Source organism: Shewanella colwelliana ATCC 39565, assembly GCF_000518705.1.
GTDB lineage: Bacteria > Pseudomonadota > Gammaproteobacteria > Enterobacterales > Shewanellaceae > Shewanella > Shewanella colwelliana.
Genome location: NZ_JAEC01000013.1, coordinates 44,679 through 66,179, shown reverse-complemented (window position 1 = coordinate 66,179; position 21,501 = coordinate 44,679). Strand labels below are relative to the sequence as shown.

General features: G+C 44.5%; 16 protein-coding genes and 1 pseudogene. 3 read left to right on the top strand and 14 right to left on the bottom strand.

Annotation, left to right across the window (positions count from 1 at the left end; all coding sequences use genetic code 11):
• Positions 1-73 precede the first annotated feature (73 nt).
• A pseudogene (locus tag L876_RS21340) lies at positions 74-2,467 on the top strand (PilZ domain-containing protein).
• Positions 2,468-2,482: 15 nt separating this feature from the next.
• On the opposite strand, the gene L876_RS0107675 reads toward L876_RS21340, so the two are convergent.
• Both L876_RS0107675 and serB read right to left on the bottom strand, forming a co-directional pair.
• Positions 2,483-3,400 (bottom strand): alpha/beta fold hydrolase, encoded by a 918-nt coding sequence (locus L876_RS0107675; protein WP_028763268.1) that lies wholly within the window; start codon positions 3,398-3,400, stop codon positions 2,483-2,485.
• Between the two features lie 216 nt (positions 3,401-3,616).
• Positions 3,617-4,597 carry a phosphoserine phosphatase SerB gene (gene serB / locus L876_RS0107670; protein WP_028763267.1) on the bottom strand — a complete coding sequence of 327 codons (981 nt, stop codon included), beginning with the start codon at positions 4,595-4,597 and terminating at the stop codon, positions 3,617-3,619.
• A gap of 42 nt (positions 4,598-4,639) precedes the next feature.
• Here serB and L876_RS21335 point away from each other — a divergent pair, with 42 nt between their 5' ends.
• Positions 4,640-5,371 carry a YtjB family periplasmic protein gene (locus L876_RS21335; protein ID WP_051413023.1) on the top strand — a complete coding sequence of 244 codons (732 nt, stop codon included), beginning with the start codon at positions 4,640-4,642 and terminating at the stop codon, positions 5,369-5,371.
• Positions 5,372-5,423: 52 nt separating this feature from the next.
• Here L876_RS21335 and deoD read toward each other — a convergent pair whose 3' ends face one another.
• The 11 genes from deoD to pnp form a co-directional block, all read right to left on the bottom strand.
• The gene (gene deoD / locus L876_RS0107660; protein ID WP_028763266.1) at positions 5,424-6,134 is read right to left on the bottom strand and encodes a purine-nucleoside phosphorylase; all 711 of its coding nucleotides are present in this window, start codon (positions 6,132-6,134) and stop codon (positions 5,424-5,426) included.
• Between the two features lie 110 nt (positions 6,135-6,244).
• A complete protein-coding gene (locus L876_RS0107655; protein ID WP_028763265.1) occupies positions 6,245-7,462 on the bottom strand; it encodes a phosphopentomutase in 1,218 nt (405 codons plus the stop codon).
• A gap of 11 nt (positions 7,463-7,473) precedes the next feature.
• Positions 7,474-8,805, bottom strand: a complete 1,332-nt coding sequence (deoA, locus tag L876_RS0107650; protein ID WP_028763264.1) for a thymidine phosphorylase — start codon at positions 8,803-8,805, stop codon at positions 7,474-7,476.
• Positions 8,806-8,959: 154 nt separating this feature from the next.
• Entirely contained in the window at positions 8,960-9,733 is a 774-nt protein-coding gene (gene deoC, locus L876_RS0107645) for a deoxyribose-phosphate aldolase (RefSeq protein ID WP_028763263.1), read from the bottom strand.
• 457 nt (positions 9,734-10,190) lie between these two features.
• Positions 10,191-11,024, bottom strand: a complete 834-nt coding sequence (locus L876_RS0107640) for a nucleoside-specific channel-forming Tsx family protein (RefSeq protein ID WP_028763262.1) — start codon at positions 11,022-11,024, stop codon at positions 10,191-10,193.
• A 340-nt stretch (positions 11,025-11,364) separates the two neighbouring features.
• On the bottom strand, positions 11,365-12,624 hold the full coding sequence (locus L876_RS0107635) for a NupC/NupG family nucleoside CNT transporter (RefSeq protein WP_028763261.1): 1,260 nt from the start codon (positions 12,622-12,624) through the stop codon (positions 11,365-11,367).
• A 176-nt stretch (positions 12,625-12,800) separates the two neighbouring features.
• The gene (locus L876_RS0107630; RefSeq protein WP_028763260.1) at positions 12,801-13,598 is read right to left on the bottom strand and encodes a TatD family hydrolase; all 798 of its coding nucleotides are present in this window, start codon (positions 13,596-13,598) and stop codon (positions 12,801-12,803) included.
• A complete protein-coding gene (locus L876_RS22715; protein WP_156029390.1) occupies positions 13,588-13,755 on the bottom strand; it encodes a hypothetical protein in 168 nt (55 codons plus the stop codon). Before L876_RS22715 ends, L876_RS0107630 begins: the two co-directional genes overlap by 11 nt.
• 99 nt (positions 13,756-13,854) lie before the next feature.
• Positions 13,855-15,435 (bottom strand): peptide chain release factor 3, encoded by a 1,581-nt coding sequence (gene prfC, locus L876_RS0107620; RefSeq protein ID WP_028763259.1) that lies wholly within the window; start codon positions 15,433-15,435, stop codon positions 13,855-13,857.
• A gap of 158 nt (positions 15,436-15,593) precedes the next feature.
• Positions 15,594-16,484 carry a lipoprotein NlpI gene (gene nlpI / locus L876_RS0107615; protein WP_028763258.1) on the bottom strand — a complete coding sequence of 297 codons (891 nt, stop codon included), beginning with the start codon at positions 16,482-16,484 and terminating at the stop codon, positions 15,594-15,596.
• Positions 16,485-16,612: 128 nt separating this feature from the next.
• A complete protein-coding gene (gene pnp / locus L876_RS0107610) occupies positions 16,613-18,715 on the bottom strand; it encodes a polyribonucleotide nucleotidyltransferase (RefSeq protein WP_028763257.1) in 2,103 nt (700 codons plus the stop codon).
• Positions 18,716-18,912: 197 nt separating this feature from the next.
• Between pnp and L876_RS0107605 the strand changes: the two genes are divergently transcribed.
• Positions 18,913-20,955, top strand: coding sequence for a putative bifunctional diguanylate cyclase/phosphodiesterase (locus L876_RS0107605; protein ID WP_028763256.1), 2,043 nt, complete (start codon positions 18,913-18,915; stop codon positions 20,953-20,955).
• 197 nt (positions 20,956-21,152) lie between these two features.
• Here L876_RS0107605 and rpsO read toward each other — a convergent pair whose 3' ends face one another.
• On the bottom strand, positions 21,153-21,422 hold the full coding sequence (gene rpsO / locus L876_RS0107600; protein ID WP_028763255.1) for a 30S ribosomal protein S15: 270 nt from the start codon (positions 21,420-21,422) through the stop codon (positions 21,153-21,155).
• Positions 21,423-21,501 lie beyond the last annotated feature (79 nt).

The following is a 21,501-nucleotide window of genomic DNA, read 5'->3' as shown; positions in this document are numbered from 1 at the left end:
AAGTTTTATTGGTTTTGGCCGACACAAGAGTAACAGCCAGAGATTCAATTAGCATCAGAAAAAGAAATCGACCATGAGTTTAGAGCAACACAATGCATTAATCGAACAGCTAAAACCGTTACTCATGGAAGATAATTTTCATGAGCTGTTTGAGCATTTAACCTCTGATGAAACTAACTCAACCCGATTCCTACTTAAAATGGAGCTTAACCGCCTCTCTTCGCTATGCACCAGGGTGATAGATTTAAGAGATAAGTCAGAACTCCCCTGCAGTAGTTTTACTAGCGGTTCACAAACCCATTTTCTCGATGAGCCCGCTAAATCCAGTTTTATTGAGACGCTTGCGCTTTATCAGGACTAATACACCTTAGGCGTCTATGAGCAAGTAATGCTCGCCCATAAAACGCGCAGACAAAAAGCCCGAAATCCGCAGGCCGGTGACGATTTAGCCCTAACTCCCTTTATCGCTTCTGGCGCGGTCTTGGGCAGCTATTTTAATCGCAGTGAAGAGCGGATGAACTACTCAATACGCATCGGCGTCTTACAGCCGGGATTGAGTGAAGTCAGCGGTATCACCGTGGACCTCTCTGTCGGCGGAGCACGCATTCGTTTGCCACTCAGTAACGGTGTCAATATTGAAAAGCCCGTTAGGGTGAAATTACTCGAATTGGGTGAAGAGTACTATTTTGAAGATCTACAAAATGGCGTTGACTACCAAGTGGTTGATAGCGAAAGTAACCACGAGTATACATGGCTGCGTCTAAAGCGTATTGGCGGCAGTGACGCATTAACAGAGATGTTAGCAAACCTGATCCAAGGCTATAAGTACCGATATAAAGTCGACATCAACGACATATTGGTCGCTGCAACAGGACTCGGATTTGAACGTCACTATCTGCCTCACCTGCCTCACCTTCCTCTGTATGTCGAGCATACAGAGGAAGGATATCAAGTCACCCATAAGCTTCTTAGCCGTGACAATCAAAAATTACAGCACTTTTTCCGTGATGAGAAAGAGATAAGCCAATTACCAGGAATGCTGACAGCAAACCGCCTAAAAGCCCTTATTGATAATCCACAAACTATCGAACACAGCCTGTTTTTCTGTTTTACCTTTCAAACTCAAGGTAATATCTATTTCTATTCGGCAACTTTAGCTGAGTTACTGAAAAAAGAGCTATTAGGGCTTTTTTTACATTTTGGCACCAGTAAGTCTAGCTGGAGCATATTTAAACTTGCCAGTCATCAAATTGATCATCAAACCTCTTATAAGTCGAGTATTTTACCGGGTGATAGTAGCGATTACTCGGCGCTCACAGAAGCCCAACTCAAACGGTTCACCCATGTCTTACAACTCATCGACTTAACCAATGAAGAAGCGCTTGATAGTTATAAGCAGTGGGATCCAATGGGCCATCATCCCAATGAGCTAAAACCTTTTGGCCAAGCTAAGCTCAGCCTAGATAAGATTAAACTATTATCACTACAGTTTACTGAACGACGGAATGAAGCAAGATTTGCCTTTAAAACCCAAGTGAACGTGAGCCAAGGTAAAAAGTCGGCTCAAGGTTTTACTTTAGATATCTCAGGCAAAGGGCTTCAGGTCACTTTAAATGATGGCATCGAATTTGATGCTACAGCACCTATACTAGTGAGCTTTCCCAAACTGCAGACCCTTGCAGGAAAAACCAAATTATCGCAGTTACCCTATCGATTGATCCGTACCCGTAAAAATGGCGTGACCATACATTTAGCCGCGCAGGTAGGCCACACACCACATGTAGGGGTCGCCTTTATCAATCGTTTGATTGAAGCCAACCGCGATAAGCTACAAAAACTTACCGAAGCCAATAGCGATATGAAAGAACTCTCTGATGGGTTAAAAAACCTGTTAATGAGGGAGCTGGCCTGCGTACCTTACTTTCTTGAAAAAACCAGTAAATCGGCCAAACTTGGCGTATTAGGTGTGAGTAAACACAGCAACACCATTACTGATTTATTTGCTGCTACGGCGCAAGATACTTTGCAATATGATCTTGTCAGCCTGCTTGACGATGGGCGTTTAAAGCGCGATTTTATTGACCCAATAAGACAGATGAAGCCCCAATATGGCCTAGAGAGCTTTGAAGTCTTTGTCCAAGTGTCTCGTCAGTCACAAGGGCGAGTGAAGATAAAATGCCTGCCGCCAGCAGAGCTCGGCGATCAGCAAGCGCAAGTACACTTTATCCGTCAAAGTCAAAATCTAGGTAAATTTATGGCACTACGTATCTATCGTGGCGCCACTGGTAAGCCGGATTTAAGTTATATAAAACGCGAACTTGAATACATCAATGTACACGCCCCGCACAAGGCAAAGAAACTCGAGCAGTTAATGTGGCACATCATCGGCGTCGGTGAGCTACTTGAAATAACCCCAGAGGTCATGCTCCGCTTTCCAAGCCTCTATAACGTCATTGACACAAATTAGAGATCTAGCCAAATACTAGTTTTGAACTAAATACCAATGCTTTACTGCTGGGAAATGATCTTTCTCAGCGTCTTTATGGGTCAACATATCTGCATGACCATAATCATGTAGATGACCATTGGCTTTAGACAGTAAAGTGTAGTTAACCTGCTCAAAATGGCATTCATCGATCATGCGCCGAACATCTTCTGGATTGCCCAACACCTTGTCACCAATCCCGGCAATAAACCACGCTTGTGGCCATCGATGTTTCACCGCAGCTTGTGATGCCGCTTGTGCGTAATCGAAGCCATCATCATGATCGACCCAATCACCACGTACCCAGTCGATACTCTGACTCAAAGAAGCCTTGGTTTCGTTGTCCATGCCCATACGCCATCGATCTGCGGCTAAATAACCATGACCCATGGCGATGGCTGGCGCCAATTTATTCCAAGCTACATCAACCATCAACCATTTCTTAAATGAGCGAACTTTGATAGCACGCTTACTGCCAAACGTTAACAGCGATGCTACGCTGGTTTGAAAAAAATCAAACCTTGCAATAGCGCTTGCCATTAATACCCCTCCCCATGAGTGTGCACACCAGTGAACCTGATTAACTTGTTGGTGCAGCGACAAAATATAGTGTTGAACTAACGGGAGCTGCTCTCTAATCACTTCGCCTTGGCCATGATTAGCCCCTGCGCACAGTTTTGGCGTGCTGAGTCCTCGCCCCAATGTATCTAATACGTAGACTACAAAACCCGCTTTGGCCAAATAACAGCCGAGTCCCCGACCACTATCACTGTAGAAGACACGGCCATTTGACATGGCGCCATGGAGCATCAAAATGGGTGGACGGCTCATATCTGCATCGGCCGTTTTAATTTGGCGAAGATGCAACTGCCCCTGACGATAAGGAATAAAAAGTGATTGCTGAGAGAGTGTCAAAATAAGATAACTGCCAAGTAATTTACAACTAAACTACTGACATTTAAAAGATAAAACAAGTAACTAATGACGCGCCAAGGCAAATAAACAGTCGTTTGAAATTATTAGCTTTAAGATCAATCAATAATTTGCAAATTAAAACAGTGATGACTTAGCTTTATCGCAACAATGCCTGTGTTGCGATAAAGCAATTGAACATGGCAAAGCGGTTATGTCTTAGCGTAAGTCCAACAACATATAGGGTAATACCCTTAAATCTAACTGCCTAATCACGCCGTTAGCCGCAGCCGCCAGTTTAGGTTTAGCATGGAATGCAATACCGAAATCTGCGGCTTCAACCATAGGAATATCATTCGCACCATCGCCAATAGCCAAACGCTGACCATTACTAATCTGCCACTTGGCGGCTGCTCCCAAGACAGTATCAGCCTTAAACTGCGCATCAACGACTTGCCCGCGCACTTCACCTATAAGCTTTCCGTCTTCGATGACGAGTTCATTAGCAAATGCAGCATCCAAATTAAGTAACTGCTTTAAATGACCAACAAAAGGAGTAAAGCCGCCCGATGCCAATACTAGACGCCATTGATTCGCTTGTAACTCACTAACCATCTCGGTCAACCCTGGCATTAGGGGCAAACGTTGACACAGATTGTCGATGATACTCGCCTCTGCGCCAGCAAGCTTGGCTACCCGCGCACGTAAACTCTGCTCAAAGTCGAGTTCTCCCTGCATTGCACGTTCTGTCACCTCAGCAACCTCTGCACCAACCCCAGCCATAATGGCTAGCTCATCGATACACTCAATCTCTATGGCGGTGGAGTCCATATCCATCACTAACAGACCAGGAATATCAAGTCGAGGATGAGCGTTAGCAATCGTAAACACTTCAACACCATCAAGTGCGTTAAAACGTGTTTTAGCCTCACTAAGCGTTACCTCGCTTAAACACAACTCGATGCAATGCAAACCACTATCACGAGTTATCGACGCTATACTCTCAATAGCATTAACGCCCAATAAAACCTCTGCAAGTTCCACCTCAGTTGCATGAGTTTGATAGACAATACGCAAGCGAGAAGCCGTTGTTGCGTTAGCTTCAGAGTGTCGCTGAAATCGCTTTCCCTGGTACTCCATGCTGCTGGCCGTTTGCTCATGAATCCATGAAAACAGGTTGTTTTGGCGCTGACTTTCCATTTGTATTGCATCTCCGGCTATCGAGTTCGCTGATAATCAATTATGATTAATAAAACCCTTATCATCTTCAGGTACAAAGTGTTTTTTCTTAAAGGACTCAAAAAAACCCATAGGCTCAGCCGACTGATACAGATAGGCATTGCACTCGCGTTAATGGCGGGTCTATTTCAATTATGGGAAACAAGCCTACTACAAGGTCAACAGCTTCTAAAGTCCCAAACGCAAAAGATGGCTCGATTACTAGTTCAGCAAACGGCCTATGGGGCAGCACCGGCCCTACAATTACAAAATGATGAGCAACTGCAGTGGCTAACGACAGCATTAGTACTCGACCCCAAAGTGATGTCAGCAACCATCTTTAGCGAGCAAGGTCAACGACTCGCTTTCGCTCAAAGCGTAAGCCAGGATGATTTAGAACCTGAATCTGACGAGCTAGAGCGCTTATTAGCGCCTTTTCCACCTTATGTTGAGTCGGTAATACAAGACAATAAAAACCTCGGCTATATCGAGGTACGCTTGGTGCCAGAGCTATTTTTTAATGAGATCAAAGAAGCACATCAGATCAATATGGAACAACAGCAGATGATGTTGATCATTGCAGGTCTGATAGGATTACTACTGTCACGGGCACTCTCATTCAAACGCGCTGACTTTGATCGGCGAATGACGAAGAGCAAATTAGGAAAAAAACTTGCAGCGGCGCTGACTAATGACAAGTCAACAGGCGAAGATGAAGCAGACGTTGAGCCAGTCCATAGTGCTAAGAAAGAGTAACGTTAAAACAAAAAACGGACCTATTGGTCCGTTTTTTTACTAAAAGCTACGATTACAGAGTAATTGCCGCGTCTAGTGTCATTTCGATCATGTCGTTAAAGGTGGTTTGACGCTCATCAGAAGAGGTCTTTTCACCAGTACGAATATGGTCAGAAACGGTAACAACACAAAGTGCTTTTGCACCAAACTCAGCAGCAACGCCATAAAGACCAGCAGCTTCCATCTCGACGCCTAGTACGTTCATCTTTTCCATTACGTCAAACATTTCTGGGTCTGGCGTGTAGAATAGATCTGCAGAGAATACGTTACCAACGCGGTACTTAGTACCTTTTGCATCAGCCGCTTTAACCACAGCGCTAAGTAGGCTGTAATCTGCGATAGCAGCGAAGTCTTGGCCTTTGAAACGTAGACGGTTAACTTGAGAATCAGTACATGCGCCCATACCGATGATCACGTCACGGACTTTAACGTCAGTGCTGATCGCACCACAAGTACCAACACGGATTAGGTTTTTAACACCGTAATCTTTAATAAGCTCAGTGGCGTAGATAGAGCATGAAGGAATGCCCATACCTGAACCCATAACAGAGATACGTACGCCCTTGTAGGTACCAGTGAAACCAAGCATGTTACGTACGTCAGTCACTTGCTCAACGTTCTCTAGGAAAGTCTCAGCAATGTACTTAGCGCGAAGTGGATCGCCTGGGAATAAAACTGTATCGCCGAATGCACCGTCTACAGCATTAATGTGTGGTGTAGCCATCTATATAACCCCTATTTTTTAGACTTAAGTCTTTCTAGTACAGGCGATCAATTTATATCGCCAAATCGATAAATCGTTGTGGGCGACTTATCAGTCACCCACTGCAAGTCTTAAGAAACGAAAGACTTGCCATATTCCATTGGTTCTAAACCGAAGTAAGTTGCGATACTTTGACCAATATCGGCAAAGCTATCACGACAACCTAACGAACCGGCAGTCAGCCCCGCACCGTACGCAAGTACAGGCACACGCTCACGAGTATGATCGGTACCTTTCCAAGAAGGGTCACAACCATGATCGGCCGTTAATAACAACAGATCGTCGTCATTAAGTAGTGCCAGCATTTCAGGTAAACGGCTATCAAAATACTCTAATGCACGTGCGTAACCCGCGATGTCACGACGATGACCATAGTGAGAATCGAAGTCGACAAAGTTAGTAAAAACAATGGTTCGATCGCCCGCTTGTTTTACTTGCTCAAGTGTTGCATCAAATAACGCTTCAAGGCCTGTCGCTTTCACCTTTTTGGTAATGCCACAATGCGCATAGATATCTGAAATCTTACCGACACTGACCACTTCACCGCCATCAGCCTTTAGCTTATCCAATACTGTTGGTGCTGGTGGCTCAACCGCATAGTCACGACGATTACCCGTACGCGCAAAATCACTTGGACCCGTACCAATAAATGGACGCGCAATAACACGGCCGATGTTATAAGGCTCAAGCTCTTCACGGGCAATAATACAAAGCTCGTAAAGCTTCTCTAGACCGAACGATTCTTCATGGCAAGCAATCTGAAACACTGAATCGGCAGAGGTGTAGAAGATAGGCATACCAGAGCGCATATGCTCTTCGCCAAGTTCTTCTAAAATAGCCGTGCCCGATGCATGGCAATTACCAAGGTAGTCGCTTAAACCTGCGCGAGCTAGGATCTTATCGGTCAGCTCTTTGGGGAATGAGTTAGTCAAATCACTAAAGTAACCCCATTCATACAACACAGGTACACCCGCCATTTCCCAGTGGCCGCTTGGCGTGTCTTTACCAGAGCTTAGCTCATCGGCATAACCATAAGCGCCAATCACTTCAACATCATCAGCAAAGCCAGCGGCAAACGCACCAGTGCTTTCTTGTGCGGCAAGAGCTAAGCCCAGTTTAGCCAAATTTGGTAGCTTAAGTGGACCTTCTCGGCCATCATTAGCCTGCCCTTCTGCGCATGCTTTGGCGATATGACCAAAGGTATCTGAACCAATATCACCGAAGGCTGCAGCATCTTTTGCTGCACCGACGCCGAACGAGTCCAGCATCATAATTACTGTTCTTTTCATCTTTTACTCTCCTAGAGATCTTCTTGACGAATGTACTTATAGATCTCAGGTGTTTTCTCTGGCGCTGAATCGCCAATGTGTATCGCTTTTCTAACCGCTGCAGAGGCTTCTTCAAATGCAGCTTCGGTTTGAGCGTGAACCATGGCAATCGGTTTATCTGTTGTGATTTCATCACCCAACGCACAAACTTGAGTCAACCCTACACTATAGTCTAGTGCATCACCGGGCTTACGACGACCGCCACCTAAGGTGACAACGGCTAAGCCAAGTTCACGAGTATCCATCGCAGACGCAAAACCAGTACGGTCAGCATAAACAGGGCGAATGATCTGTGATTGTGGCAGGTACTTGCTGTAGTTTTCGATAAAATCAGCGGGGCCACCTAAGCCTGAGATCATACGGCCAAAAATATCTGCAGCCTTACCATTGTCGAGCACTTGGTTTAACTTTGCGCGCGCCTCAACTTCTGTCGCAGCAAGGCCACCAAGTTGAAGCATTTCAGCACAAAGACCCATGGTCACTTCATAAAGACGAGGGTTACGGTACGCACCCGTTAAGAAATCAACCGCCTCTTTCACTTCAACCGCATTACCCGCACAAGAGGCAAGTACTTGGTTCATGTCAGTCAGTAGCGCGGTTGTTCGCGTGCCAGCGCCATTAGCTACCGCAGTAATACTACGTGCAAGCTCTTCAGATGCTTCGTAAGTCGGCATAAATGCGCCACTGCCGACCTTAACGTCCATCGCTAATGCATCGAGACCTGCAGCAAGCTTTTTAGAGAGAATGGATGCGGTAATAAGGGAGATGGATTCAACGGTTGCGGTATTATCACGGATAGAATAGAAGCGTTTATCGGCAGGAACAAGATCACCAGTTTGACCGATAATGGCGACACCCGCTTCTTTAACCACTTTACGGAACAGGGCACTGTCTGGCTCGGTTTGATAACCAGGGATAGCATCGAACTTATCTAACGTCCCCCCCGTATGCCCTAAACCACGGCCAGAAATCATTGGAACATAACCGCCACATGCTGCTGCCATGGGGCCAAGCATGAGGCTAATCACATCACCGACACCACCAGTGCTGTGCTTATCGATGATAGGACCGTCTAGTCCGAGGTTTTTCCAATTGAGCACGGTGCCAGAGTCACGCATAGATGTCGTCAGCGCAATACGCTCATCCATATTCATGTCGTTAAAGTATACTGCCATACCGAGTGCGGCAATCTGCCCCTCAGAGACACTGTTGTCAGTAATCCCTTTAACGAAAAACTGGATCTCTTGAGTGGTTAACGCTTCGCCATTGCGCTTTTTACGAATTATCTCTTGTGCTAGAAACATAGTACTGCCTCCAAGTTTGTCACAAAATTTCTTTTTAGGTGACAAACTCTTTTATAAAACGCCAAAAATCGTAATTTAATTACAATTAATATAAACAAGTTTTGGCGTTTTCAAATAGATTTAGATCACACTTAACTAAAAAGCTAATCGTTTATTAGTAACCTTGTGGGCCTTTTGGCGCATCACCCAACTCTAGGGTATGAAGCAGGTTAACTAATAGACTAGACGCACCAAAACGGAAGGTACGCGGTGTTGCCCAATCATCACCAAGTAGACGAGCAGCCACACCTAAGAACTCTTCAGCTGCAGCGGCATCACGCACGCCACCAGCCGGCTTAAAGCCAACTTTAGGGTTCTTTTCACTGATCACTGTCATCATAATTTCAGCAGCTTCTAGCGTTGCATTGACCTCAACTTTACCTGTAGAGGTTTTGATGAAATCTGCACCAGCATCGATACAAAGCTCAGACGCTTTACGAATAAGCGCAGGATCTTGCAAAACACCAGACTCAATGATCACTTTTAATAGCACATCATCACCACAGGCTTCTTTACACGCTTTAACAAGTTCAAAACCTACGGTTTCGTTGCCAGCCATCAGTGCGCGGTATGGGAAAACCACATCGACTTCATCGGCACCATATGCTACTGCAGCGCGAGTTTCTAGCACTGCAATCGCGATGTCATCATTCCCGTGTGGGAAGTTGGTCACGGTTGCAATACGGATCCCTTCACACCCCATCTCATTAAGGGTCTTACGTGCAATTGGGATAAAGCGTGGGTAAATACAGATTGCAGCGGTGTTACCAGCTGGTGTCTTAGCCTTATGGCAAAGCTCAATCACCTTCTGATCGGTATCGTCATCATTTAAGGTGGTTAAATCCATTAATTCAATGGCTGTTTGTGCTGCTTTTTTTAAATCGCTCATAATAGCTCTCCGAAACGTAAAATTATTAATTCAAAAATAAGAAAAAAAATCGACGTATGACAGCACCTAAGAGTTGGCATTATTTTGATTATTTTTATGGCCGGGCCTTCAGGCGTTGCCGTAAATCGTGTCTCTGCGCCATTGGCGTAGGACTCAAGTTTACATATTCAGGTATTCAATGCCTGGTCTTACACCATGGCTATCCTGACACAAGGGTCACGACTTGAATCCTTGAAGACCGGGAAGGGGAACGAAGTTATTAAACTGCAGCGCAGTGTTCCTGCCTTTCCGCGAAAAATCCATTTTAGCGCGTAAAACTACTAACCTTTATCTAAACAAGCTCTACAAATATAGTCCATGCTTAAATAAAGACTAACCAGCAAATCAGAAAAAAATCATCCGTTTGATAGAGAATTGGAGCCGCATTTATTGCGGCTCCAACCATACAAATTCTAGCTTAGAACTTGTAAGTAGCAGTTAGGTAGTGAGCCCAACCAGTTGTTTCTAAACCTACGATACCAGCGCCATCTTCAAGAAGATAAACGTCTTTATAACCTTTTAGGCCATAACCCAGTGCGTAGTTGTCTGAGTGCCAGTGCACACCGAAGTATGCAGCACCACCGCTTGAAGTCATAGGTACGAATTCATTACCGTACTCGTCGTCAGCACCAAACTGATAATCAACATAACCTTGGAAAGCTACGAAGCTACCGTTGTCGAAGTTAGCAAATGGCTTGAACCAGTTTGCAGAGAACTGGTAACCGTTCCACTCTTTACGGTTCATGTCGTAGTGAGCGTACAAGTTCATGCCAGTTTTACCTAACCATGGAACCATAACGTCAGCACCAACACCCCAGAAAGAAGCGTTCACATCTTCACCAACTGCTCCACCACCCCAGTTGAATAGAGTTGAGAAGTAAACTTCTTGGATAGGACCAGCTGAAAGGCCCCAACCAGTGATCGCGTCAATAGAGAAACGAGGCGCGAACTTCATGAACATTTTGCTAGCACCAGAACCAGCGGCTTTGTCACCTGAATCACCAGTGAATAAGTTGAAAACATCAACATAACCGTATAGGTCAACAACACCAGCACGGCCGCCGAATTCCATTTCTAGGTAATCGTGTCCGCTTTCACCTGAGCTTGGTAGCTCATCGAAAGCATACATTGCATTGAACTGCATCCAGCTATAGTCGCCAGCGCGAAGGTCTGTACGATCTGCTGCGAAAGTCGGTGCAGACATTGCTGCTACTGCTGTTGCTGCTAAAGCTAAAGTTTTAACGTTTTTCATCATCAACCCCATTATCTTATGGTTTTGCCGCTCTTATCGAGTCAGCGTTTCTTTCTTTGTTGGCGCCGCATTTTACTCAAATTCTACCAAAGCACAATAAAATTAATGTAAAAATGCGAACACAATATTCTAACATTAAAACAAACTTCTGATTTATTGCCAAAATAAGTCTTACATCTCATTTCTGACTAAAGTTTGTTTGGGCACAGCTATCCTATAACAGTGATAAAGAATAGCTCTGTTTTACAAATCTGCTTGAAAATGGTTTGGTTAACTCTGACTCTGCTCTGTTGAGCAGAGTCATAGTTCAGGGGCATCCCCCCAAGGAATTACCTGAGAATTACAACGCTAGGAATAGACCTGCTAGCGTAGCACTCATCAAGTTAGCTAGTGAACCGGCGATTACTGCACGGATACCAAGCTTAGCTAGGTCATGACGACGTGATGGCGCCATAGCTCCTAGACCACCTAGTAGAATTGCGATTGAAGATAAGTTAGCAAAACCACAAAGTGCGAACGAGATGATAGCTTTAGTTCTATCAGACATTACCGCTTGAGTTGCTTCAACCAAGATACCGCCGTCAGCAACATCTTTTAGGTATGGAGCAAAGTTTAGGTAAGCAACGAATTCGTTAACAACAATCTTCTGACCGATGAAAGAACCCGCAACAAGTGCTTCGTTCCAAGGTACACCGATTAGGAATGCCAAAGGCATGAAGATGTAACCTAAGATTAGCTCTAGCGTGATACCTTCAAGACCGAATATACCTGTTACGCCACCGATGATACCGTTGATCATAGCAATTAAGCCTACGAAAGCGATCAACATTGCACCAACGTTTAGTGCTAGGTGCATACCAGATGAAGCACCCGCTGCAGCTACATCAAGTACGTTAGCTGGCTTATCTGGATCTTCTGGAAGATCATCCATCTCATTAACAGTTTTATCTGTTTCAGGATGCATAAGCTTAGCCATCAATAGACCACCTGGAGCCGCCATGAATGACGCTGCTACTAGGTACTCAATTGGTACACCCATCTGCGCATAACCAGCAAGTACTGAACCAGCGATAGACGCTAGACCACCAACCATGATGGCAAATAGCTCTGACTGAGTCATAGTCGCGATAAACGGACGAACCACTAATGGCGCTTCAGTTTGACCAACGAAGATGTTAGCAGTAGCTGACATTGACTCTGTGCGGCTTGTACCTAGTGCTTTTTGTAGACCACCACCGATAATACGGATGATCCACTGCATGATGCCTAGGTAGTAAAGCACTGCGATTAGAGACGAGAAGAATACGATAACTGGTAGAACGTTAATCGCGAAAATGAAACCAACTTTAAACTGGGCTAAATCGCCGAATAAGAAGTTGATACCGTCTTGAGCATAACTGATCACGCTTGATACGCCGTCAGAAACACCTTTTAGAATGTCTTTACCTACTGGAACATATAAAACGAAACCTGCAAAGAACGCTTGAATCGCTAGTGCACCGAACACAGTACGTATATTGATAGCTTTTTTGTTATTTGATAACAAGAAACCTATTGTAAGTAAGGTGACCACCCCTACTAAACTCATTAAAATATCCATTAACCATCACCCTATTGTTAATACTTTTTAATTATGTTGTTAACCAACCTTTTTCAACGTCAGATTATACCCGACGCTATGGTTAAAATCGTCGTTTTGATCAAGTTTTTGAAGTTTTATTTCAAGACGTTAGAAAAAAAGTTGATGCGATTTACATCTGTTTGTCAAAAAATAAACTAGAGGTCAAAGAGTTGCAGTGTATTTTGAAACACTTGTTCTGATACCAGAACGTTAGTTTTTTTTTGCAAATTTGCGATTTTCTCAATTAGCAAATGCAAAATTAAGCTGGATCCGTTGATTTTATCGGCAAATGGGTATTTTTGGAGGTCAGATACCATGGCTAAATCGGTCTCAATGACAAAAGATGTCAATGGTAAGTTGACAATGGCTTCTGGTAGTTTCTTAGCTTTTTCGTCTAACAAGAGATGTCCAATACCCAACTTGAAACCAAGATCGAGGTATCTTTTCGCTAACTCAGAGCCACCATAAAAGCCATGAATTACCCCACCACGATCCAAAGGGTAACGTTTGAGCAACGCAAGCACCTCATTATGGGCCTTGACGCTGTGAACGATGATCGGCAGTTGGTAACGTTGCGCCAGCACTAAATGAGCTTCAAAACATGGCAACTGCCATTGCCAATTATCACGATAAAAACCATCTAAACCACATTCACCAATGGCCACCAAAGACAGCTCTTTATTACGTGACAAAATATGCCGTTCCAGCGCTGCCACCCCCACTTGCCAATCTTGATTGCAATACCATGGATGGATACCTAACCCATAATGGCATTGATATTGTTTTGCGACCTCTGTCGTTCTGTCCCAGCTCTCACTCGATACACCAGGAATCACCGCATTCACGAGGCCCAACTTTCTCATCTGTGCAATAAGCTGCTCACGCCGCGCATCAAATTCACTAAAATCGAGATGAATATGGCTATCAATAACCTTTATAACATCACTTCGCATTGTCTTTTGTCTCGTCGACTATCACTTCTGGCGCTTGCTGCTCACGCTTTAATGGTGGGTCAGAGAGATTCGGGGCGCAACAACGTTTATTATCCGCGGTCAAGCCCATGCGATCGCACCACGCAATATAAGCGCGCCACCATTTTCTAATCATCACAGTTACTCCGTTATCACATCTCTAGTCACTCTAACAAAACGGGTAAATTTTGGGCACAAAAAAAGCAGACGAATCTGCTTTTTAATGATGCTTGAGCGATTAATTTTCGCGAGTTTTCGCAAACGAGATATCGGGATAACGCTCCATCGACAAGTTCAAGTTAACCATAGTCGGTGCTACGTACGTTAAGTTATCACCACCATCTAAAGCTAAATTGTTACTGCATTTGCGCTTAAACTCTTCTAACTTTTTATGATCGTCACAATATACCCAGCGCGCAGTAGCCACACTTATCGCTTCATAGATAGCTTCGACCTTATATTCGCTCTTTAATCGCTGTACCACCACTTCAAACTGCAGCACACCCACAGCACCGACGATAAGATCGTTGGTATCTAGCGGTCTAAACACCTGTACAGCACCCTCTTCTGAAAGCTGCACTAAACCTTTTAGCAACTGCTTTTGCTTGAGTGGATCTTTGAGACGAATACGGCGGAACATCTCTGGCGCAAAGTTTGGAATACCAGTAAAGCGGAACTTCTCACCTTGGGTAAAGGTATCACCAATGCGCATGGTTCCATGGTTATGCAGACCGATAATATCACCCGGATAAGCCATTTCGGCTCGGTTACGGTCACCCGCCATAAAGGTCAAGGCGTCACTCACGTTGACATCTTTACCTAAACGCACGTGATGCATCTTCATGCCTTGCTCATAACGACCGGAACAAATACGCATAAAGGCGACACGGTCACGGTGTTTAGGATCCATGTTGGCTTGAATTTTAAACACAAAACCACTGAACTTTTCCTCTTCAGGCTCAATGGCCCTCAGCTCAGTTTCTCGAGCTTGCGGCTGTGGTGCCCACTCAACAATACCATCTAAGATATGGTCAACACCAAAGTTACCCAGTGCGGTACCGAAAAAGACTGGCGTAAGCTCACCTTTAAGGAATGCGTCTAAATCAAATTCGTTTGAGGCACCCAGCACAAGTTCCATCTCATCACGAATATCATCAGCATAGCTGCCAATCGCTTCATCTAACTCTGGGTTATCGAGCCCTTTAATGACTCGAGAATCCTGAATCGTATGACCCATGCCATTTTGATACAGGATCACTTCATCACGCAGCAGATGATAAACACCTTTAAACTCTTTACCCGCCCCGATAGGCCAAGTGATCGGCGCACAGGCGATATTTAGCACGTCTTCGACTTCATCCATTAACTCAATCGGATCACGGATATCACGATCCAACTTGTTCATGAAAGTAACGATTGGCGTATCACGCAAACGCGTCACTTCCATTAACTTAATGGTACGCTGCTCAACACCTTTTGCTGAATCGATGACCATCAAACAAGAGTCAACAGCCGTAAGCGTACGATAGGTATCTTCAGAGAAATCTTCGTGACCAGGCGTATCGAGTAAGTTGACCAATGCATCGTTGTAAGGAAACTGCATCACAGAGGTGGTGATAGAGATACCACGGTCTTTTTCCATCTCCATCCAGTCAGACTTAGCGTGTTGGCCTGATTTCTTCCCTTTTACTGTTCCCGCTTTTTGAAGGGCGTTCCCGAACAAAAGAACCTTTTCAGTAATTGTGGTTTTACCCGCATCGGGGTGAGAGATGATGGCGAAAGTACGACGCTTGTCGACTTCAACTTTATAGCCTGACATGTTTACCTGCGAATTGATGGAGTGCTAAAAGCCGGCAATTATAGCGCCTAGGCTTCAAGTTGGCTAGGCGCGCGAGGTCAAATAGCCTATCTAGGCAGAATACAGTAAAAAACGCGGTGATCTGAAACTAAAACAGCCCTAATTATTAGGGCTTTTTTCTACTGTTCGGCTATCATTTGAGAGACTTTAGCCAGTTCGACTCGGGCATAACGATGCTCGACAAAGTCATAAATGTTAGTCGCCAATGCTAACCGGAAATAGTTAGCCGCATCGTTATATTGGCCCTGCTTTTGGGCTACTTTAGCGATATAAAAATACGCTTCGCACAGACGTTCAGCATATTCGTTGGGATGATTAACGCCCTCTTTTGCGGCGCTAAATACTTGTTCACGGGTAAGCTTCCCTAAATAGAAGTCGACCAAGGTTGTTGACCATGCGGAATCAGTAAGCTTCTCACGGTGACTCATTAAATGTGCTTTCGCTTGTTCAGCATCAATTTCAAGCTCAGTGATAAACAACCACAACGCACGATAGCCATCTTGCTCATCAGCACCATAAAAAGATTGCATATCGGACACAGCTAATTCATTTCGCTCGCCATAGTAGAGCGCGATTCCACGATTTAAATAGGCATAATCATACTCAGGTGCCAGCTCAAGTACGGCATCAAATGCCTCATAGGCCGCTTCGAACTCCCCTTCTTGCGTATAGTAAATACCGATGAAGTTATAAGCATCTGCTAAGTTAGGTTGAAGTTTTAATGCCTGATGAAAATCAATTCGGCTAAGAATGCGAAGACCGACACTGTCATATATCACGCCTCTATCATAATGAAAGCGCGCGCGCTGTTCTGGCGTTAACTCTGCAGAGGTTAAGATGTCATTCAGTCTAGCAAGCGTCACTTCCAATTTATAATCCGGCATAACCGGTGCAACCATCAGTTTACCTTGCTCTGCACTCGCGCTGGATTGGGTTGATACACATCCTGTCAGTAACATACTCAGACCTGCCATAACTGCTACTGTGGCGGTGCGCAATTTATAAGTCATCCATTTAACCTTTTAACTTCAGCATGAGCCTCAATCATAGCAATCACAAATACTAACGGCTATCTGCATTTAAAAAAAACCAATAAAAAAGGAGACCTAGTGGTCTCCTTTCTTCAAACAGTTAGCAATTACTCGCTAGCAGCTTCTTCTTTAGGCTGTGCTTCTTTCATAGAAAGACGTACACGACCTTGGCGATCAACTTCCATCACCTTAACTTTAACTTCTTGACCCACTTCTAGGTAGTCAGACACATTTGCTACACGCTCTTCAGCGATTTGAGAAATGTGCACTAGACCATCTTTACCTGGAAGGATTGTGACGAATGCACCGAAGTCAACGATACGAACCACTTTACCGTTGTAAACCGTGCCCACTTCAACTTCAGCAGTGATCTCTTGAATACGACGAATCGCTTCTTGAGTTGCTTCACCATTTGAAGACGCAATTTTTACAGTACCGTCATCATCAAGTTCAATTGTCGTACCGGTTTCTTCAGTCAATGCACGAATAGTCGCACCACCTTTACCAATAACATCACGGATCTTCTCAGGATTGATCTTGATAGTTGTGATACGCGGTGCGTGATCTGAGATATCTTCACGGTGACCAGAGATAGCTTGATCCATAACGTTTAGAATATGAACACGAGCACCATAGGCTTGCTGAAGAGCAATCTGCATGATTTCTTGTGTGATACCTTCAATCTTGATATCCATCTGCAGTGCAGTGATACCGTCACGGGTACCCGCTACTTTAAAGTCCATGTCACCTAAATGATCTTCATCACCAAGGATGTCAGAAAGTACAACGAAATCGTCGCCTTCTTTAACTAGACCCATCGCAATACCAGCAACAGAAGTCTTAATTGGTACACCCGCATCCATAAGCGCAAGAGACGTACCACACACAGAAGCCATAGAGCTTGAACCGTTAGACTCAGTGATTTCAGATACGATACGAACGCTATATGGGAACTCCTCAGCAGAAGGCATAACCGCGTTGATACCGCGCCAAGCTAGCTTACCGTGACCAATTTCACGACGCTTTGGCGAACCAACCATACCCGTTTCACCAACAGAATACGGAGGGAAGTTATAGTGCAGCATAAAGCGATTTGTTGATTCGCCCATAATGCTATCAACTTTCTGTGCGTCACGCTCAGTACCAAGGGTACATGTCACTAACGCTTGAGTTTCACCACGAGTAAACAGTGAGCTACCGTGAGTACGTGGAAGTACACCAGCCATTACGTTTAACGCGCGGATCATATCTGGTTCACGACCATCGATACGTGGGTTGCCAGCAATAATACGGCTACGAACCACTTTCTTTTCTAAGCTAGCAAGAAGGCCATCGATTTCACGAGTATTAGCATCTGGGTTTTCAGCCAATAGTGCTTCTTTTGCTGCAGTTTTAACAACACCGACTTGAGCGTAACGGTCTTGCTTAACTTCAATTTGGTAAGCTTCAGTTAAACCAGCTTCAGCCAAATCTTTGATCTTAGCTACCAAGTCTTGGTCTTGAACTGGCGCAGCCCATTCCCATACAGGCTTGTTAACTTCCGCTTGTAGCTCTTTAATTGCTTTGATTACAACTTGTTGTTGCTCATGACCGTAAACAACCGCACCCAACATAACTTCTTCAGGTAGTGCGTTTGCTTCAGACTCTACCATCAATACAGCGCTTTCTGTACCGGCGACAGATAGCTCAAGCTGGCTGTCGACTAACTGAGATACTGTAGGGTTTAGAAGGTATTCACCATTCACATAGCCGACACGTGCCGAACCTAGTGGACCATTAAATGGAATACCTGAGATCGACAATGCCGCTGAAGTACCGATCATTGAGATAACTTCTGGGCTGATTTCTGGGTCAACAGAAACAACTGTGATGATGACCTGAACTTCGTTTTTGAAGCCATTAGGGAATAATGGACGGATTGGACGGTCAATTAGACGTGCAGTCAGCGTCTCGCCTTCAGATGGACGACCTTCACGCTTGAAAAATCCACCAGGGATCTTACCAGCTGCATATGTTTTTTCCTGGTAATTAACGGTTAGCGGGAAAAAGTCACGGCCTGGCTCTTCAAACTTCTTGCCAACAACAGTTACTAAAACTGTTGTATCACCCATACTAGCCAAAACAGCTGCATCTGCTTGACGTGCAATAACCCCAGTCTCTAGTGTGACTGTGTGCTGACCATATTCAAAACTCTTTACGATTGGATTCACGTGAACCATTCCTTAATATTTAATTACCTTAATTTCGCGGGTAAGTATACTTCAAGTCTATTCAATAGATAAAGAGCACATATAGATGACAAAGCGGAATCTTTTCTCTAAAGTGGAGAGTAATGGATTTTTTTATCGTCAATCGCTGCTTTTTCTTTAAATAGAATGTGAATGGTCCCTGATGTGAGGATTGGCAAATGAGCGCCAGCTTTAAATCGTTAACTTGGAAACAAACTAGCTTAGTTGTGTTTTCAGCGCTTTTTTTTGCAATTGCTATCTTTATCGTCGAAATAGCCCTAGTCGGCGTTTCGGCTCGCCAACAACTCATTGCAGCGCAAGATGAGTTGCTAGACTCTATTGAACAGCCAGCGGCCAACGCTGTCTGGGCGCTTGATGACAACCTTGCCACCCAAACCTTAGAGGGCGTATTGAAAGTTGAGCATGTTGGCGAAGCCCTTATCGAGCTCGATGATGGCAGTATGTTCGTCTCGATCAACAACCCTTCAACTGATAACGCTTTAGTACGCAAACTGAGCCAAAAATTATTTGGCGATTTGAAAAAGATTTCACGCACGCTTTATCGCCCCTCATTTTTTGAAGGCACTGACAAACAGCAGGTCATCGGCACGTTAACCGTGTTCTACAATACGCAAGAGCTCACCGACTCACTATTTTCTCAGTTAAGATTCAGTTTTTTCGCGACACTAGCGCGTGCCCTGTTAGTCACCTTAGTACTATCAGTTCTTTTTCATCGCTTTCTCACCAAACCCATTGCTGAGATCAGTGAAGCGATCGATAAGATTGATCCCGAACTGCCCGATGAAAACCTGCTCCCCATGTCAGAGGCGCATCAAGACGATGAACTAGGGCTCGTGACATCAAAATTTAATCAAATCTTAATCCAGTTTGGCCAAACCCAGACTAAATTACGCCGAATGGCCACCAGAGACCCATTAACAGGTCTGCCAAACAGAACGCTACTACTTGAGACTATTGCTGTATCGATTCAACGTGCTCGGGTACATAAACATCAATTTACTATGCTGTTCATTGACCTCGACCGCTTTAAAAACGTTAACGACTCCCTAGGCCACGCATTAGGCGATCAATTTTTAGCAAGGATTGCTCGAGTACTTGAACGCGTAGTTGGAGATAGAGGCACTGTCGCGCGCCTAGGTGGAGATGAATTTGTCATTTTGGCCGATGAAGCTAGAACACCCGACCAAGCAGCAGACTTTGTCGACAAGTTATTGATGCAACTTAATGTGCCATTGCAGCTTAATGAACATACTATTCATCCAGCGGCTTCGATTGGGATATCGGTTTACCCTGATGATGGCCTCAGTGCAGAAGACCTCATCCGCCATGCTGACATCGCAATGTATAGCGCCAAAGCGGCAGGTTCTAATCAATGGGCATTTTTCAAACAACAGATGACCGAACGGGCAGCAGTGCGTTTAAGAACAGAGGCATCACTTCACGACGCATTGAAAAACAATGAATTCTTACTGCACTTCCAACCGAAATTTAATATTAAGACAGGTGAAGTATTAGCGTGCGAAGCGCTGATTCGTTGGAAAAAGGATGGCCGCTTAATCAGCCCAATGTCATTTATTCCTGTCGCAGAAGAAACGGGCATTATTATTCCTTTAGGGCGTTGGGTGATCGAAGAGGCTTGTAAAACATTAAAGCATTGGAAAAAGCGCTATAACTTCGCCATCCCCATTGCCGTAAATGTTGCATCGCAGCAGTTCGCAGATCCAAGTTTAGTGCCCGACATTAAGCAATTGTCATTACGTTATCAAATCGACCCAAGCTTATTAGAGATAGAGATAACCGAAACCTCATTGATGAATGATATCGAGTTGGCAATCACTAAACTTGAGCAACTTAAATCATCAGGCTTTGGTATCGCTGTTGATGATTTTGGCACGGGATACTCATCACTTTCGTACCTTAGACACTTACCCATCACGACCATGAAAATTGATCGCTGTTTTGTCACCGATCTCCCTCAGGAGAGCGCAATAGCATCAACAATTTTGATGCTCGGAAAACAGCTTAATCTGCATATTGTCGCGGAAGGTATTGAAAATGAGCAGCAATTAGATTGGTTAAAAGAGATGGACTGCCAGATAGGGCAAGGGTTCTATTTCAGCCAGCCGCTGCCGTTAGATGAGTTTGAAACAAACTATATCGCTCCAAAGACCGCTACTATAAGTCAAATTGACACCATCTAACATGCGCGTCGTTTAACTAACCAAGGTAAACCGCGGCTCTCAAATTTGTTCATTTCCAGCATGCAATTTCAACCCAGCACAGCCTTTGACGCCTATCGCTAAAACACTCTCACGCCCTAAGCGGCTTTAACTTGTGGATCTACAGGCACAAAAAAAGGAGGCTAAGCCTCCTTTTAAACTACAGCGTTAATGGATGATTAACGACGTAGACCTAACTTTTTGATTAGCTCTTGGTAACGAACGTTCTCAGTGCGTTTAAGGTAAGCAAGAAGCTTACGACGAGTGCTAACCATACGAAGCAAACCGCGACGAGAGTGATGATCATGGATGTGCTCTTTAAAGTGACCTTGCAGATGGTTGATCTGTGCAGTCAAAAGCGCAACTTGAACTTCAGTAGAACCTGTGTCATTTTCACAACGACCGAATTCAGCTAGGATCGATGCAGTTTGTTCAGCATTTAGTGACATGTTTTTCTCCAAAAATAATATAAAGGCTTCAGCCGATCACTAACTCAGCCGAAGAGAGCGCAGTATAATAACGAGATTA

What these genes read in the sequence shown, in the direction of transcription:
- prfC (WP_028763259.1), bottom strand. Translation starts at nt 15,435, where the DNA reads ATGTCAGGCTATAAAGTTGAAGTCGACAAGCGTCGTACTTTCGCCATC.
- nlpI (WP_028763258.1), bottom strand. Translation starts at nt 16,484, where the DNA reads ATGACTTATAAATTGCGCACCGCCACAGTAGCAGTTATGGCAGGTCTG.
- deoD (WP_028763266.1), bottom strand. Translation starts at nt 6,134, where the DNA reads ATGGCTACACCACACATTAATGCTGTAGACGGTGCATTCGGCGATACA.
- L876_RS0107640 (WP_028763262.1), bottom strand. Translation starts at nt 11,024, where the DNA reads ATGAAAAACGTTAAAACTTTAGCTTTAGCAGCAACAGCAGTAGCAGCA.
- L876_RS0107655 (WP_028763265.1), bottom strand. Translation starts at nt 7,462, where the DNA reads ATGAAAAGAACAGTAATTATGATGCTGGACTCGTTCGGCGTCGGTGCA.
- L876_RS0107630 (WP_028763260.1), bottom strand. Translation starts at nt 13,598, where the DNA reads ATGCGAAGTGATGTTATAAAGGTTATTGATAGCCATATTCATCTCGAT.
- L876_RS21335 (WP_051413023.1), top strand. Translation starts at nt 4,640, where the DNA reads ATGATTAATAAAACCCTTATCATCTTCAGGTACAAAGTGTTTTTTCTT.
- deoC (WP_028763263.1), bottom strand. Translation starts at nt 9,733, where the DNA reads ATGAGCGATTTAAAAAAAGCAGCACAAACAGCCATTGAATTAATGGAT.
- serB (WP_028763267.1), bottom strand. Translation starts at nt 4,597, where the DNA reads ATGGAAAGTCAGCGCCAAAACAACCTGTTTTCATGGATTCATGAGCAA.
- deoA (WP_028763264.1), bottom strand. Translation starts at nt 8,805, where the DNA reads ATGTTTCTAGCACAAGAGATAATTCGTAAAAAGCGCAATGGCGAAGCG.
- L876_RS0107635 (WP_028763261.1), bottom strand. Translation starts at nt 12,624, where the DNA reads ATGGATATTTTAATGAGTTTAGTAGGGGTGGTCACCTTACTTACAATA.
- L876_RS0107605 (WP_028763256.1), top strand. Translation starts at nt 18,913, where the DNA reads ATGAGCGCCAGCTTTAAATCGTTAACTTGGAAACAAACTAGCTTAGTT.
- rpsO (WP_028763255.1), bottom strand. Translation starts at nt 21,422, where the DNA reads ATGTCACTAAATGCTGAACAAACTGCATCGATCCTAGCTGAATTCGGT.